Below are 22,088 nucleotides of genomic sequence, written 5' to 3' on the forward strand. Positions count from 1 at the left end.
ACGTGAGCCGGGCGCCGCCCGAAGCATTCAGCTCCTGGTCGCCCCCGAAGCGCTGCCCGTCCTGCGATAAGCCAAACCGTCATAATCTCTGTGGCGCGGTACTAGTTCACCCGGCCTTCGGATTCGATCTGGTCAGCGACACCGCGCAGCAGAGCCGGCAATTCCGAACGCATTCCCAGCATCTCGTACATGTTCAGCGTCGCGCCCAGCATCGCAAGTGCGACCGTCGACGCCGGCGCGCCGTTCCGGATGAGCTTGGCGTACCCGTCCATCAGCGATTCCGCTACTTCGACGAAATCGACGAAATCGGTAGAGCTCTGATCTGCAAGCAACCGCTGCAACCCTTTCATTATTTTGGCAGATCTATCGTCAGACGAAGTCATCAGTGCTCAGCCAATATTAGCTGCAATCCATTGGTTGCAGCGCCCAACAGAATGTGCCGAGTTCCCCATACCCGACTTCGACTCAAACCCCGCGATCGGCGGATTGATTGCAATTCCGACATGCTTGCCGGGGCGAATTGCGCAATTCCTGCCGACCGAAATCAGCCTTTATATCTAAAGCGGGTTCTCTTTTAGCATCGTTTGGCCGCCCGGCGGGAAGGGTAAATGGGCTAAATCTCGTGGATAAGTGCGCCTTTGCGGTTAAGCCGCTGATCCATAGTTCCTTTACTCGCCCGGCACGTTTGAAGCCGGTAGACGCGCCTCGGTTCTGCCCCCGATAGCAGTCCGTTTCGGCTGCTTGCCTGCTCATTCGAATTAGGCGCGCGGGCTGACAACGCCCGCCTGCAACCGGAATCTATCGAGTCCGAAAATGTACGAGCAGCGGATAATCCGGCACATCCAGTTTCACCCGCCTGCCACCGCTGATCTTCAACGGCCGGACGGTGTTCTCCAACGGGTCGAAAACGGTCACCGTGACGCGGCGGCGCGTGGTACGCGCCCTGACCGTTACCGGCTTGGACGCCGTAGCCAGGGATTCGCTCGTGTATTGATCCCATCGCCAGAATTCGGAGCGGTTCCAAAGGGCGACCAGGAGGCTTCCATTCTCGCGACGAATGACGATCCTACCGATCCCGTCGTCCGCATTTTCGAGCATCGCGCCGACCGTTCCGGTCGATGCCGCCGATCGCGTTCGTTCGAGGTATTTCGTCAGGTTATGAAGCGCCTCTGCCGCGACCTTCGGCCGATGATCGAACGTGAAAAGGCCAAAGTGGAATTCCGGCTGGCTCCTGTCCGGATCGGATTTCTGATCCAGCAATTCGTAGACATAGCTGCGCGAGATGCCCAACGCTGCACCTTCGAAGAACGCATTCAGCACGATCTTGGCCTGCGTGGTTTCATCGACGCCGAGTTGGGTCGCACTTGCCCAATAGGGTTTCCGCTCGGGCCATCCCTCGGGCAGGGTGAAATTGCCGAACTCGGTATTGGCTCGCGGCAATCGCGCCGCCGCGCCGCCATACATGCGCAAAGCGCTCTGAATGAATGTCCGGGGTTGCAGGGCGTTGTCACTGTAAGCGTGGACGTTTGCCACGTCCGCCATGCCTGAAAGGTCGTCGGTCGCAGCCCCTCCGGTGAAATAGAACACCGGGATCTGCTCCAGTTCCGGACGGGCCTGGACCTTGGCATAAAGCGCCCTCTGCGCCGCACGTGCCGCATCCTCGCCCTCAAGGCCGCCATAGGTAACCGGCCAGTTATTGATCTCGTTGAAACCCTCGATCGCGGCAACCGAGCCGGGGACCTGCGATACGAGCCTTGCCGCGAAATCCACCGTTTCGTCGATCCGGTCCGACGTGGCGATCAGGTCGAAGCGCAGTCCGGCGCCCGCGAGCCTGGCATAGCTTTGCAGTGGGACCGCTTCCCCGCCCGCATGCGTACGCAGGTGAACGAGGCCCAGGTACCGCATGTGGGCCTCGACGCGATCGAGCCGGGCATATGCGCCGTCGGTATAGTTCAGGTGTGCGTTCACGCCGAACGTGTCGAGGAAATCCGCTTCCGGGATCGCAGCCTCGATGTCGGTCGCGGGTTCGCGGCTCTCACCTTCGGCGAGGGAGTAGCCGCAGGCGACCAGCGCGAGCAACGGCAGGATTGTGCATGCAAGTCGTTTCATCGCTCCATTGCCGATATCGCAGGAATTGTCGCGGTCGTCAGGACATGGTCACGCGGCCCGCCTGCCACATTTCCAGCGCGGATCATAGCCTCTGCCCAAGAGGATGAGGCCGCAAGCCCGTCGCTTATCCTTCCGGATAGATGCCAATGCACGATACCCGGAAGAGCCCCCACGGAGCTAACCTGAGCGCACGACACCTCCCTCGAGCTTAAGGGGAAACATGCGCGAACTGGTCACGTCCATTGCCATGCCGCTGTTGAAACACGCGACGCGCAACTACGTCGCCGGCGAAACGCTCGAGGACGCGGCACAACTGGCAACGCGGGCCGCCAGGCGGAACCTGAGCTGCACGCTGTGCTACTGGAACGACGGAACGGAAGAACCGGAAGTCGTCGCCTCGGAATACGCGGCCATTCTCAACCTTCTGCGCGAGCGCGGGATCGACGGTGCCCTTGCCGCGAAACTGCCCGCATTGAAGGAATGCGAAGAGCAGGTCGACAGGACCGTCTCGCTCGCGCGCAAGCTGGGCGTGCCGGTCATTTTCGACGCCCATGCCCCGGCTCAATCCGACGACACCTTCAGGTTTCTGGAACTCCACGGCAGCAAGGGGCTTGGCCTCGCTATTCCCGGCCGCTGGCGCCGCAGCGTGAAAGACGCCGACCGGGCGGTCGAACTCGGCGTAAGGGTTCGCGTGGTGAAAGGCGAATGGGCCGATCCCCACGAGCCCGGAATGGACCTGCGCGAGGGGTACCTGCGGATCATCGAGCGTCTGGCAGGCCGCGCCGCATTCGTGGGCGTCGCCACGCACGACGCGCCGCTTGCGGCAAAGGCCATGCGGATCCTGGCGGAAGCAGGTACGCCTTTCGAGCAGGAGTTCGTCTTTCCCCTGCCGATCGACGCAGCATTGCGCGAAGGCGCGCGGTTCGGCGCCGGCGCTCGCCTCTACATTCCTTATGGCGAGGCCTGGCTGCCCTATTCGCTCTCACGGGCGTTCAGGAAGCCGAAGACGTTCTACTGGTTCGCGCGGGATCTGCTGGGCGGCAGGAAGTTCGTTCTCCCGCCAACGCACCCCGGCGCGCCTTCAGTCTTGTCCTAGGCCGTTTACGGCCTAGATCCGCGCGGCGCGAATCCAGTCGCGTTCGACCTTGGTCAGATCGGGATGCGGGAAATCGAGAAGTAAGACCACCCGCGGCTCGCCCGAAGGATTCACGGCTTCGTGCTTGTATGACGAATCGAAGATAAGCGGCTCCCCGTAGCGCCATTCCCGTCTGATACCTCCGACTTCGATATGCCCGCCATCGGGAACAATAAGCGGCAGATGAAGCGTGAGAAAGACGTTGGAAACGTCGCGATGCGGCAGGATGACGCCGTGCGGACCGAGGATCGAATACATCGCATCGCGGAATGCGGGATAGCCGGGCACTATCCTGAGCAAACGGGCAGCCACCGGACACAGGGCGAGATTTTCGGGCCTTTCCTCATGCCGCTGGACGAAGCTGAAGTTGTGCCAGTAATCACCGTCCAGCCCAACGTAATGATACCTCTCGATGCGATCGTCGTGGCGCGCAAGGACGGTTTCGGCTTCCGTCCGCAACGCGTCGACCGCCTCGACGAACCGGGGCATCCAGCTGAATTCCTCCGGATCGTGCCAGGGCTTCGAGGTGAGGCCGACAAACGTGAACCCTTGCGGGCTCGCGCGGACCGAGATTTCCGAGGAGCTATCCTCCCAGTCGATGGAGGCCGCGATCCGGTTCACGTTCGCGTCCGGATCGGCAAATTGCAGGGCTTCTCGCATCTTGCCGATACCCGCCTTGATCGCCTGCCTGCGACGCACGGCGGAGACGATCAGAAGCGCTGTCACGCCGATCGGCGCAAGCAACGAAATGCCGACCAGCGGGAACAGCTTGAGCCCGGCCAGCGACACGCGCTCGGCAAGCAGGACAAAGGCCGCGGCGCACACGAAAAGCGCCGCGGTCAGAACCAGCGCCGGACGCATCCATTTATGGAAGCGCGCGATCGCGCTTGTTCCCCAGTAGAGCTCGACCGGCTCGAGCAGCGCGGACCACGCCAGCCACAATAGAGCGAGAACGACGGCGACCATCATCAGGTGCTCCGCCAACCCGACCGGCCCACCGAAAATCGAAGCGTTGTTTTGCCGGAAAACGACGCTCTCGAACGCGATCAGCACCAGCAGCACAAACTGCGAAGCCAGCAGGGCGAAAATGCCGTTGAAGGTTCTAACCGTACCCATCTCGCGATGTTCCGTTGTTGCTACGGTCGATCAGCCGCCCGAGCCTGTTTTGACCAACGACAACCGCGTCCCTGATGATCGCGGCAGATCCAAGCGCATTTCTCGGATAGTATCTTAACCTGAGGCGAGGACGTTCGGTCGAGGTCCAGAATTTCGTCCAGTCGGCCGCCTTGCCGAGGAACTCATAGCGCTTGAGGCCGCGGCTTGCGGCCCTCTCGATGCTTTCCAGCATCAGGAGCTGACCCGGAGAGCAGCGGGCGAAGCGTTCATCGTAACCGATCTTGAACAACCAGAAGCTGTCGTCGCATTCGGCGCAGATCTGGGCGGCGGCGATCACGGAACCGATCTTCATGAAAGCAATCCGGAATATGCCATCGGCCGACGCGAGGTCCGCATAGCGCCTGAAGAAATCCATCTGCACCTTGTTATCCGCAATCGCCGTTCGGGTGCGTGATTTCCAGCTTCGTGCCTCGACCGCGATAGCCTGATCGAGCAGCGCCGATGCCTCGTGCGGCTGGGGCTGATGGAACTCGAAGGTTATCCTTCCATCCTCTTCGGCGCGGCGGCGCATACGGCGGAAATCGGAGCGCCGACGCGAGCTGAATCGAGTCAGCGCATCCTTCCAGCTATCGTCCAGCTCAATGTAGGGAGATCCTTCGGTCGGCCGCGTGACCAGCAGCCCCCTGGCCCGGGCTCTCGACTTGAAGGCCTCCGAAAACACCGTCCCCTCGGGCGGCTGCCCGAGGTTGACCGGAAGCCGCTGCGCCAGGATGGCATCGACCAGACGCTCGGCCGCCGCCGCGTCGGCATAGCGCGCTTCGCTCGGCTCGCCCAGTTCCTCCGCCCCTGCAAGGTACAATGTCGGGATCGCCCCCTTGCGAACAAATGGAGCGATTCCGCCCTCCGTGACCAGCAGCACGGCGGAACGGTCCCGGTACATCGTGGCGAAGCAGGCTTCGTTCCAGATGAAATGCTGCATGGGCGAGAGCCGGGGGACGTCAATCGCATCCCAGCGTTCCCTCGGCAGCAGGGCTTCGAGAGGAGAAGCTTCGGCTGATGGAACGATCGACCCGATCTTCATGGCTGACGGAATCTCCTGAAGTTCGGCGAATCTGAAACGCATCAATGCGTGACCGAGCCCAAAAACGGCATGTCCAAATTCCCGCCAAGGCTAACTCGAATGCGCAATGGCGGCAATCGGACCAGAAGTAGTAAGTCCGCAGGCATGGCCGGGCATAGGGATACTTCCACGCACCCCAGAGCGGGCAGGTTCACCGGGCCTGAAACGCGCATTGCCGGGCTTCGATTTGCGCCTGCCCATCCGGCCAGGCGGGAACCCGGCCCCGGGGCTTAATTGACGAGGAGCTGTCGTTGGAACTGACGTTCATCGGGTGGATCCAGGCAGTGATCGGTCTCGCGATCGTCGTTGCCGGCGGCCCGAACAGCGCGTTCCTCTTTCTCATCCTCAGCGGTCTTTTCGACGGTTCCGCCGCAGTCCTGCTTCCCGCGCTCGGGGGCTCGTCGATCCCTCCGGTTCAGTTCGCGCTGATGTTCGTATTTCTGCGAATTCTGGTTCCGAAGGGAGGAGTTTACGGCCGCTTTCCCGATGCCGTTCGCGCCAACGCCTGGCTGGTCCTCTTCTGCTTCTATGGCATTGCGCATGCATTCATCGGGCCAAGACTGTTCGGCGGGGCGATCAGCGTCTACCCCATGCGCCCCCACCCCGAATCCGGTCTTTTCGATGTCATTCCCCTGTGGCCGAAATCGCAAAACCTGACCGCCGGCACATACCTTTTGGGCTGCCTGTTAATCGCAATCGCCGCTTACATCTTCTGTCGCGGCCGGGGGGGAGGAAAAGTCCTCGTCGATGCGTCGATCTGGGGCGGCTGGTTCTTCATCATCACAGGCCTGCTGGACCTGCTGACGCGCGGGACGCCGTTCGAACAGACGCTGTCGATTTTCCGCAACGGCGACTATGTCCAGATGAACGTCGAAGTGGACGGATTCATCCGCATCCGTGGCCTCTTGCCCGAAGCCTCGACCTATGCTGGCGCCTGCTTCACCTTCTTCGCGATCAATACCGAGCTGTGGTACCGGTCCGTGCGGGCAAGAGCGACCGGCGTGCTGGCGATCGCCCTTGCCCTGATGCTGGTCATGAGCACGTCCTCTACGGCCTATGTCGCGCTCGCCGCTTACTCCGCGCTTTTCCTGCTTCGTGCCGTGGCCGTTCCCGGCGTGGCGCCAAGGGGAAAGCTGCTGCGCGTTTCCGCTGCCGGTTTCATGATCGTTTTCGCGGTGGCCGTCCTGATGGCGGTCATCCCCCAGCTGCCCGCCGCGATCTACCAGATGGTCGTCGAAATGACGGTAGAAAAATCGTCGAGCGATTCGGGGCAGCAGCGTCTGTTCTGGGCCATGCAAGGCGTGCATGCCCTCTTCGAATCCCATGGCCTGGGCATCGGGCCGGGGAGCTTCCGATCATCGAGCCTGATCACGGCCATTGCCGGCTCGATGGGACTGATCGGCATCGTGTCCTTCACGATGTATCTTCTCGCAGTCTTTCAGCCTTCGCGGCGATCGAGCTGGGGCCAGGGGGGAGAACTGCCCCAGATGCTTGGAGGCGCTTTCGCAAGCGCCGCCGTCTTCAGCCTCATCCCGGCCGCGATCGGGTCTCCCCAGCCCAGCCCCCCGGCCATGTTCTCGATGCTGGCAGGCGCCGCGCTCGCGCTGCGTCCCGCCCTGACCGGACGCCCGGCGGCGAGACGGCCCGGGAGAGCGCCTGAACCGGCAAACGAGCTACCGGCCGGCGACCCGGCATGACCGCTCGTCGCGCCTGTCAACCAGACCCGGGAAATCCTATGCGACGCCATCTACTCGATCCATCCGATCTCGACGCGGACCTGCTCGCCCTCTGGAAGCAGTTCTGCGACGGAAATTCGCTCTACCATAGTCCGTTCTATCGCCCGCAGTTCACGCAAGCCGTCGCCCTCGCCCGCCCGGATGCGCGCGTCGCGGTTCTGGAAGAGCGCGGTGATGTTGTCGGGTTCTTTCCCTTCCATCTGACCCGGAGCGGAACCGGCAAACCGATCGGCGGGCACATCAACGACTACCACGGACCAATCCTCGCCCCTGGCGTGGAACCGTCAGCACACGCTCTGCTGCAAGCTGCGGGAATCTCGGCATACGACTACAACCATTTGCCCGCGGCGTTCACCGCGCTGACCGCCGGCGCGCATACATTCTCAATCTCGCCGCAAATGGACTTGTCGGACGGATTCGAGGCCTACCTCGCTCGCAAGGGTTCTCAATGGTGGGGCAAGGTGAAGCGCGAGGTCCGGCGCCGGAAGCGAAAAGCCGAAGACGCATTCGGCCCGGTTCGCTTCGTGTTCCATGATCCATCCGATCGGGCCTACAGCGTGCATGTCGCGATGAAGAACACCCAATATGAACGGATGGGTCTGCGGGCGACGATGGGTGACGGTTGGGCCGGCAAAGTGCTCGAAACGCTGAGGCACATGCAAGAGCCCGACTTCGCCGGCATCATGAGCACCCTGTACGCGGGGGACCGCCTGATCGCCGGCCACGTCGGTCTGCGTTCCGCAACCGTGTTGCACTGGTGGTTTCCGTCGTACGACCTGAGCCTGTCCAAGCTCGGTCCGGGTATCAGCCTGATCCACGAGTGTATGTTGAGCATGCGGGAGCATGGTCTTGCGATCGTCGATTTCGGCAAGGGCGATGAAGACTTTAAAATGTATTTCGCCGATCGCCACGAAAAACTGTGCGAAGGGTCCATCAGCCACGCCGGGAGTATGGCGGCGACACTGCGACAGGGCACCGACGCCCTTGTCGGGTTCGCGGAGCGCCTGCCGCTGGGCAGGTTCAAGACCTATCCGCGCCGCGCGGTGGCGCGGCTGATCTCCGGCGTAAATCTTCCCGAAGAAGTCGGATAGCGGGGAACATGAGCGACTTACCGATTCGGAGTAGGCCAAATTTATCATCCGCGGCCCTGTGCGGGAATTCGGCGGCTATGGGGGGGTATCGCAGTTACCCGGCCCGCCAGGTTGATGTAATCGGGGAAGGAACAACTCCAGCGGTTCGACAAGGCACGGTCAGTCCCTCGGCATCGCCGCTGCCGATTTCGTGTCTAACGGTGGGAACTTGGGCGCAATCGATGAACCTTCCAAACATCAGTACGGTGAATGACCAATGCGCCGAGGCGCTGCGGATCCATGTCGTCATTGCAACCTGCGGCCGCAGCGAGTCGGTGCGCAAGCTGGTCCGGCACCTGGAGAAGCAGACACGCCCCGCCGACGGGATTCTGGTCGTCGGAACCTGCGCGGACGATGTCGAGGGCGTCGAAAGTACGGGATCGAACACAACCGTCGTCATCGCCCCGCGCGGGCTGTGTTGCCAGCGCAACGCAGCGATCGACCTGATAACGGGAACGTCGGACATCGTCGTTTTTTTTGACGACGATTTTGTTCCGGCCAACGATTACCTCGAGGCTGTTCAGAAGCTGATGACGGCGCCCCCCGATCTCGCCGGGCTGACCGGCGCGCTGGTCGACGACGGGATCATGCACGATCCCATAGCGTTCGAACACGCCGTCCACCGCCTGGAGACCGAACGCGAACGTCCGTCGCAAACCGGCCATCTGCCGAGAAAGGCCCTGTACGGTTGCAACATGGTCATCCGTCTCGATGCGCTCGGCGAGTTGCGTTTCGACGAGAACCTTCCGCTCTATGGATGGATGGAGGATGTCGATCTGACGTACCAGCTGGGCCGTCGCGGCAAGCTGATCTGCGCGCCGGAAACCACCGGAATCCATCTGGGCGTGCGGGGCGGACGGCAGCCGGGAAAACGCCTCGGCTACTCGCAGGTGGCGAACATCGTCTACCTCTATCGCAAGGGAACGATGCAGCCCGACATCGGCTGGCGTCAACTGCTGATGAACCTTGCGGCGAACCTGGTAAGGAGCATCGCGCCGGAGCCTCACGTCGACCGGCGCGGGCGACTGACGGGCAACCTGCTGGCGATCGCCGACCTGCTGCGCGGACGGCTCGATCCGCGCCGCATCACCTCGCTCTGAAGCCGCATGGGCGCGCAATGACACCGGCTCTCCCAACCCCGGGCAAATCCGGCCCGGCAATCCGGAGCCCGGCATGAGTCTGAAACTCGGCATGGTGCGGGGGGTGTTTTCGCTCGCGGGCGCGCGTCTGGCTGCGAACCTGCTGGGGGCGGTCGCCATCGTGATCCTGGCCCGCCTGCTCACGCCCGAAGACTTCGGAATAGTCGCGATCGCGGGATCGGTCCTCAGCCTCGTCCAGTCATGCACCGAACTGTCGCTGTCCAACGCGCTTGTTCAGAAGGACAAGGTCGACAAGAGCCACGTCGACACGGTGTGGACAATGGCACTGATTCGATCAGGCGCCCTGTGCCTGCTTTTCTCCGTCCTGGCATGGCCGCTGTCCGTCCTCTATTCGGTGCCCGAACTGGTCCCCGTCCTGATGATCTCCGGGCTGACCGGCGCGGTGATGGGCCTCCAGAACCCGCTGATCACGCTCGTAACCAAACAGATGCGCTTCGGGCCGATGGCATTGGTCCAGTTGGGGCACAAGCTCCTGAGCCACGGGGCCGCGATCGCGCTCGCCCTCGTCTTTTATTCCTATTGGGCGATCATTGCGGGCAATGCGCTGGGCGCTGTCTTCGCGGCGCTGCTTACCTACGTCCTCGTGCCCTATCGGCCGCGCTTCTCGCTGCTCCACGTCCGGGAGATCTGGTCGTTTTCCGGCTGGATGTTCTTCAAGCAGCTGTGCGAAACGCTCAACTGGCGGGTCGATCAACTCATACTCGGCGCGCTGGTCCCCAAGGCGCAGCTCGGCGTCTACGCCATAGCGGACAGCCTCGCCGTGATACCCTCGCGCGAAACGATCCAGCCCATCCGTCACGCCCTTTTCCCGGGCCTCGCCAATCTCAACGGAGATGCCGTCCGCCTGAAGAATGCCTGCCTGCGCGCCCAGGCGACGCTCGCGATGGTGACGGCGCCGCTCGGCATCGGGCTGGCCCTCGTCGCGGATCCGGCCGTCAGGATCGCGCTTGGAGAGCAGTGGATCGCCGCCATTCCCTTCGTGCAGATCAGCGCCGTGTTCTATACCATCAGCATCTTCAGCACCGGCTTGCAGCCGGTCGCGATGGCCATGGGACGAACGCGGATACTCTTTATCCAGCAAGCCATAGTGCTCGTTCTGAAAGTCCCCCTGATCATCGTCGGCTTCCTCTTCGGCGGACTGCTGGGGGCCGCCCTGGGGCGCTGCCTGTGCGAATTCATTTCGATGGTGCTGGAGCTGATAGCATCGAAAATTCTGACCGGCGTGTCCGTGACCGCCCAGGCCATCTCCCATATCATCACGCTCATCGGACTCACGGCCATGGCCGGCGGCGTGTACCTCGCACACAGGTTGCTCGAACGGGCCCAAAGCGGCCATGCTGTCCGGCTGGCCGCCGAAATCGCCGCTGGCGGCACGATCTACGCGGCGGCCGTAGCGGCCGTCTGGTTCGCCGCGGGGCGGCCGGATGGGCCGGTGAGCGAAATCCTCCAGGTCGCGGGGCGCGCCGGCTCCTCGCTTCGGCAGGTGCTCACCGCGCGCCAGCCCTCCCGCAGCCTTCATCCCTGACGCAGAGCAATCGCGTCCGTTCAGCCCGAACGGGGTAGCCCCGCCGCCCCTCCAAGACATTGTAGCTACCGCCTAATAGGGGATGGGAGGGGCACCAGCCGCATCCTAAAGTTCGGGACTTGAGGCGCTGGGGAATGGGTTTCGCTGCCCATCGCCCCGCAGCGCGACCCGGATGAGGCGCGGTTTGACTGGATGAGGATGCAAGGCCTCCGCATTGCAATGGTCCTGCACAGCCCGGTGCATCCCCCCGATTGGTGCGCGCGACTGGCCGAGCAAATCCGCGCCGAACCGCACCTCGAGCTGGTTGCCCTGCTGCAGCCGCCAGCGCACCTCCGTCGGCGTGCCGGCAGCCAGCTGCTGACGCTGTGGAACGCCTTAGAGCGAAAACTGGCAGCGAGGCCCAAGCCAGCCGATTTCGCGGCCTATTCCGACGCCACGAAGGATCTTCCCGTGCTGCCGGTCGGAGACACGGCGGCGATCGATCAGCTCGGCCTCGACGTGATCCTCGACCTGTCGGGCGCGTTCGGCAGCGATTGCCATGCCGGCCTTGCAGGCCATGGCTGCTGGTTCCTCGACTGCGTGGATCAGGAACCCGGCTACGCGGGGTTGGCCGCGATCGCTTCGGATGCGCCGGTGACTACGATCTCGCTGTTTGGCAGGGTAGCGGATCGGGACGCTTGCGCGGGCATCGCGACCGCATCGCTCAACACGAAGTTCATTGCCGCACGAAACGAACTCTTCATGTGCGAAAAGGCAGTGCCGCTCATCATGCGCGCCTTGCGGCGCACTCGCCATTTCGGCTCGCCCGACCGGCTGGACGATCTCGAATTTGCGCGGCCCCGCCCCCCGAAGGTCCCGGAGTTTCTGAACTATCTCGTTCATCTGGGCAGAACGGGGTCGCGACGGGCGCTCAACATGGTCCGGGAAAGGATCGGGACGCGGCCCGGCATGTTCTTCCTGAAATCGGATGAATGCGCGTGGTCCGATTTCAAACCGGCCGAGGCGCCAGCCCACGTCTCCGACAGGAACGCGTATTTCGCGGACCCGTTCCTCTGGCAGAAGGACGGTTCGCTGTTCTGTTTTTTCGAGGAATACGATTATCGGACCGCCCGGGGCCATATCAGCGTCGGCAAGTTCAGGCAGGGCGAACTGACCGAGATCCAGCCGGCGCTGCGCACCGATTATCACCTCTCTTTCCCGTTCCTCTTCCCGCACGCCGGCGAGCTTTACATGATGCCGGAAACATCGGAGCAGCGCCGGATCGAGGTCTGGAGATGCCGCGATTTCCCGAACCGCTGGGAGCGTTACACGACAGCGCTGGATGGAGTCGTCGCTTCGGATTCCACGCTCAACCTGATCGACGGGACCTGGTGGCTCTTCACCAATATCTCGAACGATCCGTTCCTGGACATGAACACCGAACTTCACATTTTCAGGGCGGACGGCCCCGGCCTCACGCGGCTGGAACCGCACGCGGTCAATCCCGTGGTGATGAACGCGCGGGAGGCGAGAAACGCGGGCCGCATACTGGAAATTGACGGAAAACTGTACCGGCCGGCGCAAGATAACTCGCACGGCTTCTACGGCTATGGCTTGCGGCTGATGGAAATCCGCCACCTGTCTCTCGACGACTACGAAGAGACACTCGCGCGGGTGATCGCGCCGGACTTCGAACCCGGCATCATCGGCTGCCATCACCTCGATATTCGTGCCGGCCGCGTCATCATGGACGTGCGCAAGGCGGCCGGCGGCATAGCGGGCCGGACGGCCGCCGCGAAGTCGGTCAGTCCTGCGAACGAGGCGCTTCTGCGCTCTCGGGGTCCGACCTCGGTGAGCCATCCCTGGCCGGTCCCGGTCGGCAATCGGAGCAAATGAACGGATGACCGCGATCGATGAAGTAGTCGTTATCAATGACTTCGCCAGTGCGCGGGGCGGTGCGACGATGGTCGCGCTGCAGGCGGTGCATCAATACCGCCGCTTGGGTTATCGGGTCACTTACATCTGCGGGGATTCCCCGACCGCCGAACTGAATGCGCTCGGCGTTGCGCAAGTGGGGCTGAATTCGTCCGCCCTGCTCGAGCTGCCCGCCGGGCAGGCATTCGCGCAAGGGCTGCACAATCGCCAGACCGAAGACGTCATCGGGCAGTGGATCCGTGAGAACGACACGCCGCGCACCGTATACCACCTGCACAACTGGTCGCAGATCCTCTCGCCTTCCGTCTTTCGCGCGCTGCGCAAGGTGGAGGACCGGCTGATCGTCACCTGCCATGACTTCTTCAACATCTGCCCCAACGGGGGCTTCTCACACTTCCGGAGTTCGACACCCTGCAGCTATCGCTCGCTTTCCGCGCAGTGTCTGCTGAGCCAGTGCGATCGTCGCAACCCCGCCAGGAAATACTGGAGGGCCTTGCGCCATATGCACCTGAACGGCCTCGCCCGGTTCGGCAAGAGCCGCAGCACGTTCACGTTCCTGCACACGCGCATGCAGGAAAAGTTCGTGAACAGTGGGTTTGCCGCAAACGACCTCGTCTCCATCCCCAATCCGGCTGAAGCCTGGACCGATGACAGGATCGAGGCAGAGCGCAACGAGGGCTTCCTGTTTGTGGGCCGCCTCGGCCGGGACAAGGGAGCCGATCTCGCGATCGATGCCGCGCGCGCGACAGGCCAGAAGATGACGCTGGTGGGCATCGGAGACCTCGTGCCGAACGGTTCCGCCGAAGAAACCGGGGTAGAAGTCACCGGATGGAAAGGCCGATCCGAAATAGCGGAAATAGCCAGACGCGCCCGCGCGGTCGTCGTGCCCAGCAGGGTGACCGAACCCTTCGGGCTGGTCATACTCGAGGCCGCGATGAGCGGGCTTCCGGTAATCGTATCGTCCCACGCCTATCTGGCCGGCGACGTCGTGCAAATGGGGTTTGGAGACACCTTCGACATCGCGCATCCCGGTCATCTCGCGGAGGTCATCGGCGCGTTCGCTGCCGACGATGAGCGGATCGAACGCATGAGCCGCGCGGGATTCGCAAATGCCCACTCGCTCTGCAACACTCCGGAGAGCTGGATTTCAAACTTCATCCGGATATTCGAGGCAAAGCTGGCACAATCGGTCGCCGCGTAGGGAGGGGCGTCTTGGTCAACCCACCGCCGAATTCGAAGACCGAGACCTCCCGGAACCTGCCACCATGAGCGAGCGCGTCGATGCCGTCGTCGTAGGCGCGGGAGTCGTGGGCCTGGCCGTCGCCCGCGCTCTGGCGCGAAAAGGGCGCGCCCCGCTTGTTCTCGATCGCGAGACGCGTTTCGGATCCTGGACCAGCAGCCGCAACTCCGAAGTCATCCACGCGGGCATCTACTATCCGCGCGGCTCCCTGAAGGCATCGCTCTGCGTCGCCGGCAAGGAGCGGCTATACGCCTTCTGCAGCCAGCGAGGCGTGCCCCACAGGCGCATCGGCAAGGTCATTTTCGCACACGACGAAAGCCAGCTGGCAGACCTCGAAGCCATCCGGCGCAACGGCGAAGATGCCGGGGTGACCGATCTCGTGGCGCTGGATCGCACGGAAGCGCGAAAGCTCGAACCCGAGCTGGCCTGTGCCGGCGCGCTGTTATCCCCATCGACCGGAATCGTCGACAGCCATGCCTTCATGCTGGCGCTGCTCGGCGAGGCCGAGGCGCACGATGCGATGCTGGTCACGGCGAGCCGGGTCGACCGGATCGTCCGTAAGGGCGGCCTCTACCACGTCTGGACGGACACAGGCGAAACAGCCGTGATCTCGACGCCAGTTCTTGTCAATGCGGCGGGCCTGGCCGCACAGGAAATCGCGCTTGCGACCGAGGGGCTGGACCCTGCGCACGTTCCGCCGATCCACTATGCACGCGGCGCCTACTTCACCTATTCGGGCAAGGTTCCGTTCTCGCATCTCATATACCCTGTGCCCGAACCGGGTGGCCTCGGCACGCACCTGACGTTCGATCTTCAGGGTCAGGCCCGCTTCGGTCCCGACGTCGAGTGGATCGACGCGGTGGACTATGCCGTCGATCCTTACCGCAAGGCAAAGTTCGCCGCGGCGGCGAAGCGGATCTGGCCGGCGCTCGACCCCGACAGGCTGCAACCCGGTTATGCAGGTGTGCGCCCCAAGCTCTCCGGCCCCGGCGAGCCGCCGGCCGACTTCGTGATCTCAGGCCCCGTGGACCACGGATGCGAGGGGCTGGTCAACCTCTTCGGAATCGAAAGCCCGGGCCTTACGGCGTCCCTGTCGATCGCCGAGGCAGTGGTGGGGAAACTCACGTAAGGCACGGTCGCTTCCTCGTCGAATCCGGGCGCCAGGTGCACGTCTCCGGCAAGATCCAGTCAACACGCGATATCGTTGCCCTTTCGGATTATGATTCTGCCCGTTCGGTCTAACCACAGTGCGTGTCTTCAGCATTACGTGAGATATGGCACCATGAGCGCAGATTGGCGTTGAATTTCCATGGATTTTTCTGAGCGCTCCACGGAAACCGATATGTCAGAGTTTTTACGACAGATGCGGAATCATCATGAGAAGTCAAACAGAATTAGTTACACTGGCCCTGCCCGTATTTAACGGATCAAATTACATAGCCAATGCGATTGAATCTGTTCTTGACCAGACACTCGCGGACTTCCGCCTCATCGTAACCGACAATGCCTCCGATGACGACACCGTGGACATAGTTTCGTCCTACGCGCGTCAGGACGACCGGATCACCCTGATAAGGAACCGGACAAATGTCGGAGCCGCGGCGAACTACAACCTGGGCTTCACCTACGGCTCGGGAGGATACTTCAAGTGGTGCGCGCACGACGACCATCTCAGCCCGAACTACCTGGAAGCCTGCGTGAACATGCTGGAGGCTAATCCGGATGCGGCCGTCGCCTACGGCCTGACCTCGCAGATCACGCCCACGAACGAACTGCTTCCGGTTCCCTCGGAAGAAACCCCGTCGATCGACAGCGACGACGCGACGCGGCGCTTCAGGCAGGTGATCGCCCTGGCCAAGACCTGCTTCCCGATATTCGGCGTCTTCCGCCGCGACCTTCTGGCGCGCTCGACCCTCCATCGGCCCTACTACGGCTCGGACCGGGCTCTGCTGGCCGAGATGGCGATCCTCGGCAAGTTCCTGCGTGTCGAGGAAGCCGTCTTCTACAACCGCGAGCACGAAGAGCGTTCCATCAACATCGACGACAAGCTCCAGCGCAGTGCCTGGCAGACCGGCCGCAAAAGCCGGGGCGCGGCGGCCGAACACATTCGGCTGGCGGCTCACCTCTTCGAGATCGCATCGCGGCACGGCGATGTTGTCGCCCCCTACAAGCTATGGGGCGGACTGATCCGCAGGAGCATGACCCCCATCGAACTGGGGCGCTATTTCCTCGAACTGACAAGCATGATTTCCCCGAAGATGGCGCAGTCCATCAAGGGCAGTTTCGTCGGGCGAACCGGATCACCCCAAGTCAATCAGGCGGCGTTCAAATGACCATTCAGGATTTTTCGAAAGTGAGAGTCGGCATCCTGGCCGGCGGCCTCGGCTCGCGACTGTCGGAAGAGACCGAAACCCGGCCCAAGCCCATGGTGGAGATCGGCGGCATGCCGATCCTCTGGCACATCATGAAAATCTATGCGCACCATGGTTTCAACGATTTCAGCGTCGCCCTTGGCTACAAGGGCGAGTTCATCAAGCGCTGGTTCCACGATCATTTCGCCGTGTCGGGTTCGGTGTCGATCAGCACGCGTTCAGGCGAGGTTGTCCGGCACTCGCCCGAGCAGGCGCCGAACTGGAACGTCGACCTCGTCGAGACGGGGATGAAGGCCGGCACGGGCGGGCGTATCAGGAAACTTGCGCCCTGGCTCGGCGACAACACCATGATGGTGACATGGGGGGACGGCGTCGCGGACATCGACCTTCGCGCGCTACTCGCCTTTCACAGGTCGCACGGGCGCCTGGCGACCCTGACCGCCGTCCGCCCTCCCGCCCGCTACGGCCACCTGGAGTTCGACGGAGACCTGATCACGAACTTCGCCGAAAAACCGCAGATCGGCGAGGGCTGGATCAACGGCGCCTTCTTCGTGCTCGAGCCCGGCGTGATGGACTACATCGAGGAAGAGGAGGAGATGTTCGAACATCGCCCGCTTTCGCGCCTCGCCGAGGACGGCCAGCTCATGGCCTATCGGCACACCTCCTTCTGGCAGTGCATGGACACCATGCGCGAAAAGCAGCTTCTCAACGATTACTGGAACTCCGGCAAGGCGCCCTGGAAAATCTGGAAGGACAATGAGCATGAAGATCCTGCTGACTGGGCACCTCGGGTACATCGGAACGGTACTCGCGCCGCGCTTGCTTGCGCGCGGTCATGACGTAACCGGACTCGATAGCGACCTGTTCGCCGAATGCAGTTTCGCCGGACCGGTCGCCCATATCCCGTCGATCGGCGGCGATGTCCGTGAATTCGTCGCCGAAGAGGATTCCATCGAGCGCCTGAGAGGTTTCGACGCGGTCATTCATCTGGCCGGCCTGTCGAACGATCCGCTCGGCGATTACAGGCCCGGTCTGACGCAGGAGATCAATGCCAGGGCTTCGTTCGAACTGGCCCGTCTCGCCAAGGCTGCCGGCGTGCCCCGTTTCGTTTTCGCGTCGTCCTGCTCGAACTACGGCGCGTCCGGAGATCAGTTCATCTCCGAGGCAGGCACTCTCAATCCCGTGACCCCCTACGGGCTGTCGAAAGTCGAGGCCGAAGTCGGGATTTCAGCGTTGGCCGACGCCTCCTTCAGCCCGACTTTCCTGCGCGCCTCGACGGCCTATGGCCTTTCGCCGAGGCTGAGGTTCGACCTCGTGGTCAACAACCTCACCGCGTGGGCCTGCACGACCGGCGATGTCCATCTGAAAAGCGACGGCTCACCCTGGCGGCCCATCGTCCATGTCGAGGACATCGCGCTTGCCTATATCGCAACGGTGGAAGCACCGCGCACGGAGGTACACTGCGAAGTCTTCAACGTCGGGCAGACCTCCGAAAACTACCAGATCCGGGAAATCGCCGAGATCGTGCGGGACGTCGTTCCCGGTTCGAAGATCGCCTTCGCCGACGGGGCAAGTCCGGATCTGCGCAATTACCGCGTGGACTGCAACTACATCGCCCTTCGCCTGCACGCCTTCAAGCCGCAGTGGACCTGTCGCCGCGGCGTCGAACAACTGTTTACCGCCTTCACCGAGAGCGGCCTGACGGTCGAGGCATTCGAAGGTCCGCGCTTCAAGCGCATTGCCCACCTCAAGCAGCGTATCGACGAGGGCTCGCTCAACGAACACCTGTATCCCGTCCGGCAACTCGCCGCGGCCTGAAGAGGACGACATGAACCAGATTCTGTTGCACCAGCGCCGTAACGCCTCGCAGACGGTCACCGGCTGCCGCTCCTGCGGCGGCACTTCGCTGCAGCCCTTTCTCGATCTCGGCTACACGCCGCTCGCGGACCGGCTGATCAAGCCGGAAACGTGCGAAGTCCCCGAACTCGTCTTTCCACTCGTCGTCGCGTTCTGCCCGGACTGCGCGCTCGTCCAGATACTCGAGACGGTTGCTCCGGAGATCCTGTTCGCGGACGCCTACCCCTATTACTCCTCGTTCTCGCCGGCATTGCTGGAGCACTCCCGGTCCAATGTCGAACAGCGGCTGGCCGAACGCGAGCTCGGCCCGTCGAGCCTGGTGGTGGAACTGGCCAGCAACGACGGATATCTGCTAAAAAACTATGTCGAGCGGGGAGTGCCGGTTTGCGGCATAGATCCGGCGGACGGGCCCGCCGCCGCCGCGCGGAAGGCCGGAGTGCCCACCCTCTGCGAATTCTTCACCGAGAGTTTCGCGCGCGAATTCGTGTCGGAGCATGGCCAGGCGGACATAGTTCATGCCAACAACGTCCTCGCCCACGTCGCCGACACCAACGGCTTCGTATCGGGAATCCGCAATCTCCTGAAACCCGACGGCACCGCCGTGATCGAGATGCCATACCTGCTGCGGCTGATCGAGCACGTCGAATTCGACACGATCTATCACGAGCACCTCTGCTATTTCTCGCTGACGGCGCTGGACAACCTCTTCCGGCGGCACGGACTTTTCCTCAACCGGGTGGAAGAACTTGCAATCCACGGCGGATCGCTTCGGATATTCGTCGAGCCGTTCGAAGCCACGGATACCGGCGTCAAGCAGATGCTGGCCCATGAAAAGGCGATCGGCCTCGATCAGCCTGCCTATTTCACCGAGTTCTCGGCCCGCGTCGACGCGCTGCGGGAGAAACTCGTCGCGCTGGTGGAGCAGCTCAAGGGCCAGGGCCATTCGATCGCCGCCTATGGCGCGGCGGCCAAGGGCGCCACGATGCTCAACTACTGCGGCCTCGACACGCGGCATCTCGATTTCGTCGTCGACCGCAACGTCAACAAGCAGGGCCTGCTCATGCCGGGCGCGCACCTCCCGATCCTCGATCCCGAGGAGTTGGCGAAGCGCAGGCCCGACTACGTGCTGATGCTGGCGTGGAACTTCGCGGATGAAATCCTGGCTCAGCAGCAGGCCTATCTGGCGGCGGGCGGGCGCTTTATCGTTCCGGTCCCCGAACCGAGGATCGTCGGATGAACTTTGCGGACCCCACCTTATCGGCACAGGCGCAAGGGCACGCCGCAGGAACGGCTTGTCCCAACTGCGGCGCGGGAGATACCCGGCTCTTCTACCGGGTCGAGGGTGTACCGACCAATTCCTGCCTTCTCTTCGAGACACGGGAAGAGGCGCTGGGCTGCAAGCGCGGCGAGATCTCGCTGCATTTCTGCGGCGGATGCGGCTTCATCTTCAACGCCGGCTTCGATCCCGACCAGACGGAATATTCGGACCGCTACGAAGAGACCCAGGGCTTCTCACCGACGTTCTCGCGCTTTCACAGGAACCTCGCGGTCGAACTCGTCGAACGCCACGGCCTGCGCGGCCGCGAGGTCATGGAGATCGGTTGCGGCAAGGGCGAATTCCTCGTGCTTCTCTCTCAGCTGGGCGAGAACAGGGGCGTGGGCGTCGATCCGAGCGCAATCCCGGAAAGGCTGGAGGGCGTTCCCGGCGCGGAGCGCGTGCGCCTGATCCCGGAGTACTTCGAACCCGGCCATTGCCGGGAGGAGCCCGACTTCCTGTGCTGCAAGATGACGCTGGAGCATATTCCCGACACGGCCGATTTCATCGCGACCATCCGCGCCGGGCTGACCGAGGCCAATGGCACGGTCGTCTTCTTCCAGGTACCCGAAACCTATCGCATCCTCCAGCAATGCGCCTTCGAGGACATCTATCACGAGCACTGTTCGTACTTCACCGAAACCTCGCTGCGGCGGCTGTTTGAAGGGTGCGGCTTCAAGGTTACCCGCACCGCGGTAGAATACGATGACCAGTACCTGACCATCGAGGCTCTGCCTTCCGCCGCGCGGAGCAGACGCGAGGATGATCCGTCGGTGTCGGAAATCGCTGAACTGGTGCGTACTTTTCCCGAGCGGGTCGCCGCCCACAGGGACCATTGGCGCGCCCTCGTGCGGGATGCCTCCGCAGCGGGGCGACGAGTGGTCCTGTGGGGCTCGGGATCAAAGGCGGTGTCGTTCCTGACTTCGCTTGGCCTCGCCGGCGAAGTTGATTGCGTCACCGACATCAACCCGAACCGCCACCATCACTTCATGCCGGGCACGGGTCACCGGATTGTGCCGCCAGACGATCTGGCCGCGATCGAGCCGGGCCTGATCGTGGTGATGAACCGAATCTACAAGGAGGAGATCGCGGATCACGTCCGGAATCTGGGACTGACCTGCGATATCGCGTGCCTTTGACGAACCTCCCGCCAAAGATCGCCGCACCTTCCGGCTATTCCGTCCGAAAGAGGGAACCATGAAGACGGCCATCGTGACAGCCACCGACCGGGGCTATTTGCCGGCAGCCTGCTGCCAGCTGAAATCGGTGGCCGATCATCTGCCGCCGGGCAGCGATGCGCATCTCCATCTGGTCTGCTGCGACGTCGATGAAGGCGAGCTTCAGGCGGCGACGGAATTCTTCGCGAGAAAGGGGATCGCGGTAAATATCATCGCGCCGAAAGAGGTCCGGGACGCGATCAGGCCGATCAACAGCCGCTGGCCGCGCGCCGCCTATCTGCGGCTCTATTTCGACATGATTTTCGGCGCGGACATCGACCGGCTGGTCTATCTCGATGCCGACACGAGGATCATGACATCGCTGGAGCCGCTCCTGACGGCGGATCTCAAGGGATATCCGGCCGCCGCGGTGCATGATTTCGTCTACTACCTGACAGGCAATATCCGACGGCGACGCAGGGACCTGTTTCTCGCCGACGACGCGCCATATCTCCAGTCCGGCGTCATGGTCTTCGACTGGCCCCGGATTCTCGCGGAAGGAACGCTGGCGCGGGCCCGCCAGTTCCTGGTCGATCATCCGGAAAACTGCCAGGAAGCGCCGGACCAGGATGCGCTCAACCATGTGCTCGAGGGACAATGGACCCCGCTCGATCCGCGCTGGAACCTCCACGAAACCTATCTCAATTTCGGCGGCGCGCTCACCCCCTATCTTGAGCACTACACCTCGACGAAGCCTTGGTCCCGGCGGCGGCCGCACCGTTGGCAGAACGCAGCGGCCTGGTACCGGAGCGAGCTTCGCGGCTCCGTGTGGTCCAACTTCATCCCGCCCCAGTCACCTATCGACAAGCTGAACGCCAGGATCGATTTCCTGACCTTCTGCTTCAAACCGAAGATACGCGATTTCCTCGCCTCACATGCGCCCGCGGTCGCAGATGCACTCAGGATTCCGCGTCACCGTTCGGATGACGCGGAGCTTCCATGGAGGCCGCGCAACAACAAGGATGTGGAGGACATGGCGCGCGCCCTCGTGGCCGAAGCGCGCGGAAAACGGGGCCTCATCCGTCCTCCGGAATCGGTTCTGGACGGCTACGGGGCCGGCCAGCCGATCGGGCTGGAGGCAGGGCGGGAAACCTACAGACACGTCGCGTCGGTCCCGAGCCCCGCGCACAGAAACTGACTGC

Annotated in this window: 18 protein-coding genes; 14 read left to right on the top strand and 4 right to left on the bottom strand. The window is 62.8% G+C overall.

Annotation, left to right across the window (positions count from 1 at the left end):
- Positions 1–101: 101 nt before the first annotated feature.
- Positions 102–332 carry a hypothetical protein gene (locus IEX32_RS13945; RefSeq protein ID WP_188772159.1) on the bottom strand — a complete coding sequence of 77 codons (231 nt, stop codon included), beginning with the start codon at positions 330–332 and terminating at the stop codon, positions 102–104.
- Between the two features lie 466 nt (positions 333–798).
- Positions 799–2,109: a calcium-binding protein gene (locus IEX32_RS13950; RefSeq protein WP_188772160.1), complete on the bottom strand. Its 1,311-nt coding sequence runs from the start codon at positions 2,107–2,109 to the stop codon at positions 799–801.
- 220 nt (positions 2,110–2,329) lie between these two features.
- Between IEX32_RS13950 and IEX32_RS13955 the strand changes: the two genes are divergently transcribed.
- The gene (locus tag IEX32_RS13955; protein WP_188772161.1) at positions 2,330–3,205 is read left to right on the top strand and encodes a proline dehydrogenase family protein; all 876 of its coding nucleotides are present in this window, start codon (positions 2,330–2,332) and stop codon (positions 3,203–3,205) included.
- A gap of 12 nt (positions 3,206–3,217) precedes the next feature.
- Here IEX32_RS13955 and IEX32_RS13960 read toward each other — a convergent pair whose 3' ends face one another.
- Both IEX32_RS13960 and IEX32_RS13965 read right to left on the bottom strand, forming a co-directional pair.
- A complete protein-coding gene (locus tag IEX32_RS13960) occupies positions 3,218–4,360 on the bottom strand; it encodes an aspartyl/asparaginyl beta-hydroxylase domain-containing protein (protein ID WP_188772162.1) in 1,143 nt (380 codons plus the stop codon).
- A complete protein-coding gene (locus IEX32_RS13965) occupies positions 4,347–5,441 on the bottom strand; it encodes a GNAT family N-acetyltransferase (RefSeq protein ID WP_188772163.1) in 1,095 nt (364 codons plus the stop codon). Before IEX32_RS13965 ends, IEX32_RS13960 begins: the two co-directional genes overlap by 14 nt.
- A 290-nt stretch (positions 5,442–5,731) precedes the next feature.
- Between IEX32_RS13965 and IEX32_RS13970 the strand changes: the two genes are divergently transcribed.
- The 13 genes from IEX32_RS13970 to IEX32_RS14030 all read left to right on the top strand — a co-directional run bounded on the left by IEX32_RS13970 (position 5,732) and on the right by IEX32_RS14030 (position 22,084).
- Entirely contained in the window at positions 5,732–7,177 is a 1,446-nt protein-coding gene (locus tag IEX32_RS13970) for an O-antigen ligase family protein (protein ID WP_229736376.1), read from the top strand.
- Positions 7,174–8,307: a GNAT family N-acetyltransferase gene (locus tag IEX32_RS13975; protein WP_229736377.1), complete on the top strand. Its 1,134-nt coding sequence runs from the start codon at positions 7,174–7,176 to the stop codon at positions 8,305–8,307. Before IEX32_RS13970 ends, IEX32_RS13975 begins: the two co-directional genes overlap by 4 nt.
- A gap of 221 nt (positions 8,308–8,528) precedes the next feature.
- A complete protein-coding gene (locus tag IEX32_RS13980; RefSeq protein ID WP_188772164.1) occupies positions 8,529–9,446 on the top strand; it encodes a glycosyltransferase family 2 protein in 918 nt (305 codons plus the stop codon).
- Between the two features lie 73 nt (positions 9,447–9,519).
- Positions 9,520–11,031, top strand: a complete 1,512-nt coding sequence (locus IEX32_RS13985) for a lipopolysaccharide biosynthesis protein (protein WP_188772165.1) — start codon at positions 9,520–9,522, stop codon at positions 11,029–11,031.
- Between the two features lie 192 nt (positions 11,032–11,223).
- The gene (locus IEX32_RS13990; protein WP_188772166.1) at positions 11,224–12,906 is read left to right on the top strand and encodes a glucosamine inositolphosphorylceramide transferase family protein; all 1,683 of its coding nucleotides are present in this window, start codon (positions 11,224–11,226) and stop codon (positions 12,904–12,906) included.
- A gap of 4 nt (positions 12,907–12,910) precedes the next feature.
- Positions 12,911–14,146 carry a glycosyltransferase family 4 protein gene (locus tag IEX32_RS13995; RefSeq protein WP_188772167.1) on the top strand — a complete coding sequence of 412 codons (1,236 nt, stop codon included), beginning with the start codon at positions 12,911–12,913 and terminating at the stop codon, positions 14,144–14,146.
- 64 nt (positions 14,147–14,210) lie between these two features.
- Complete coding sequence (locus IEX32_RS14000) at positions 14,211–15,314, top strand: NAD(P)/FAD-dependent oxidoreductase (protein WP_188772168.1); 1,104 nt, start codon at positions 14,211–14,213, stop codon at positions 15,312–15,314.
- Positions 15,315–15,561: 247 nt separating this feature from the next.
- Positions 15,562–16,518: a glycosyltransferase family 2 protein gene (locus IEX32_RS14005; protein ID WP_188772169.1), complete on the top strand. Its 957-nt coding sequence runs from the start codon at positions 15,562–15,564 to the stop codon at positions 16,516–16,518.
- Positions 16,515–17,396: a glucose-1-phosphate cytidylyltransferase gene (gene rfbF / locus IEX32_RS14010; protein ID WP_308421055.1), complete on the top strand. Its 882-nt coding sequence runs from the start codon at positions 16,515–16,517 to the stop codon at positions 17,394–17,396. The genes IEX32_RS14005 and rfbF overlap by 4 nt, the downstream gene beginning before the upstream one ends.
- Complete coding sequence (locus IEX32_RS14015; protein WP_229736378.1) at positions 17,314–18,375, top strand: NAD-dependent epimerase/dehydratase family protein; 1,062 nt, start codon at positions 17,314–17,316, stop codon at positions 18,373–18,375. Before rfbF ends, IEX32_RS14015 begins: the two co-directional genes overlap by 83 nt.
- 10 nt (positions 18,376–18,385) lie before the next feature.
- Positions 18,386–19,651, top strand: coding sequence for a class I SAM-dependent methyltransferase (locus IEX32_RS14020; protein ID WP_188772170.1), 1,266 nt, complete (start codon positions 18,386–18,388; stop codon positions 19,649–19,651).
- Positions 19,648–20,868: a class I SAM-dependent methyltransferase gene (locus IEX32_RS14025; RefSeq protein ID WP_188772171.1), complete on the top strand. Its 1,221-nt coding sequence runs from the start codon at positions 19,648–19,650 to the stop codon at positions 20,866–20,868. The genes IEX32_RS14020 and IEX32_RS14025 overlap by 4 nt, the downstream gene beginning before the upstream one ends.
- 58 nt (positions 20,869–20,926) lie before the next feature.
- Complete coding sequence (locus IEX32_RS14030; protein WP_188772172.1) at positions 20,927–22,084, top strand: glycosyltransferase family 8 protein; 1,158 nt, start codon at positions 20,927–20,929, stop codon at positions 22,082–22,084.
- Positions 22,085–22,088 lie beyond the last annotated feature (4 nt).

The organism is Novosphingobium endophyticum (assembly GCF_014640675.1).
In the GTDB taxonomy this organism is placed as follows: Bacteria; Pseudomonadota; Alphaproteobacteria; order Sphingomonadales; family Sphingomonadaceae; genus Novosphingobium; species Novosphingobium endophyticum.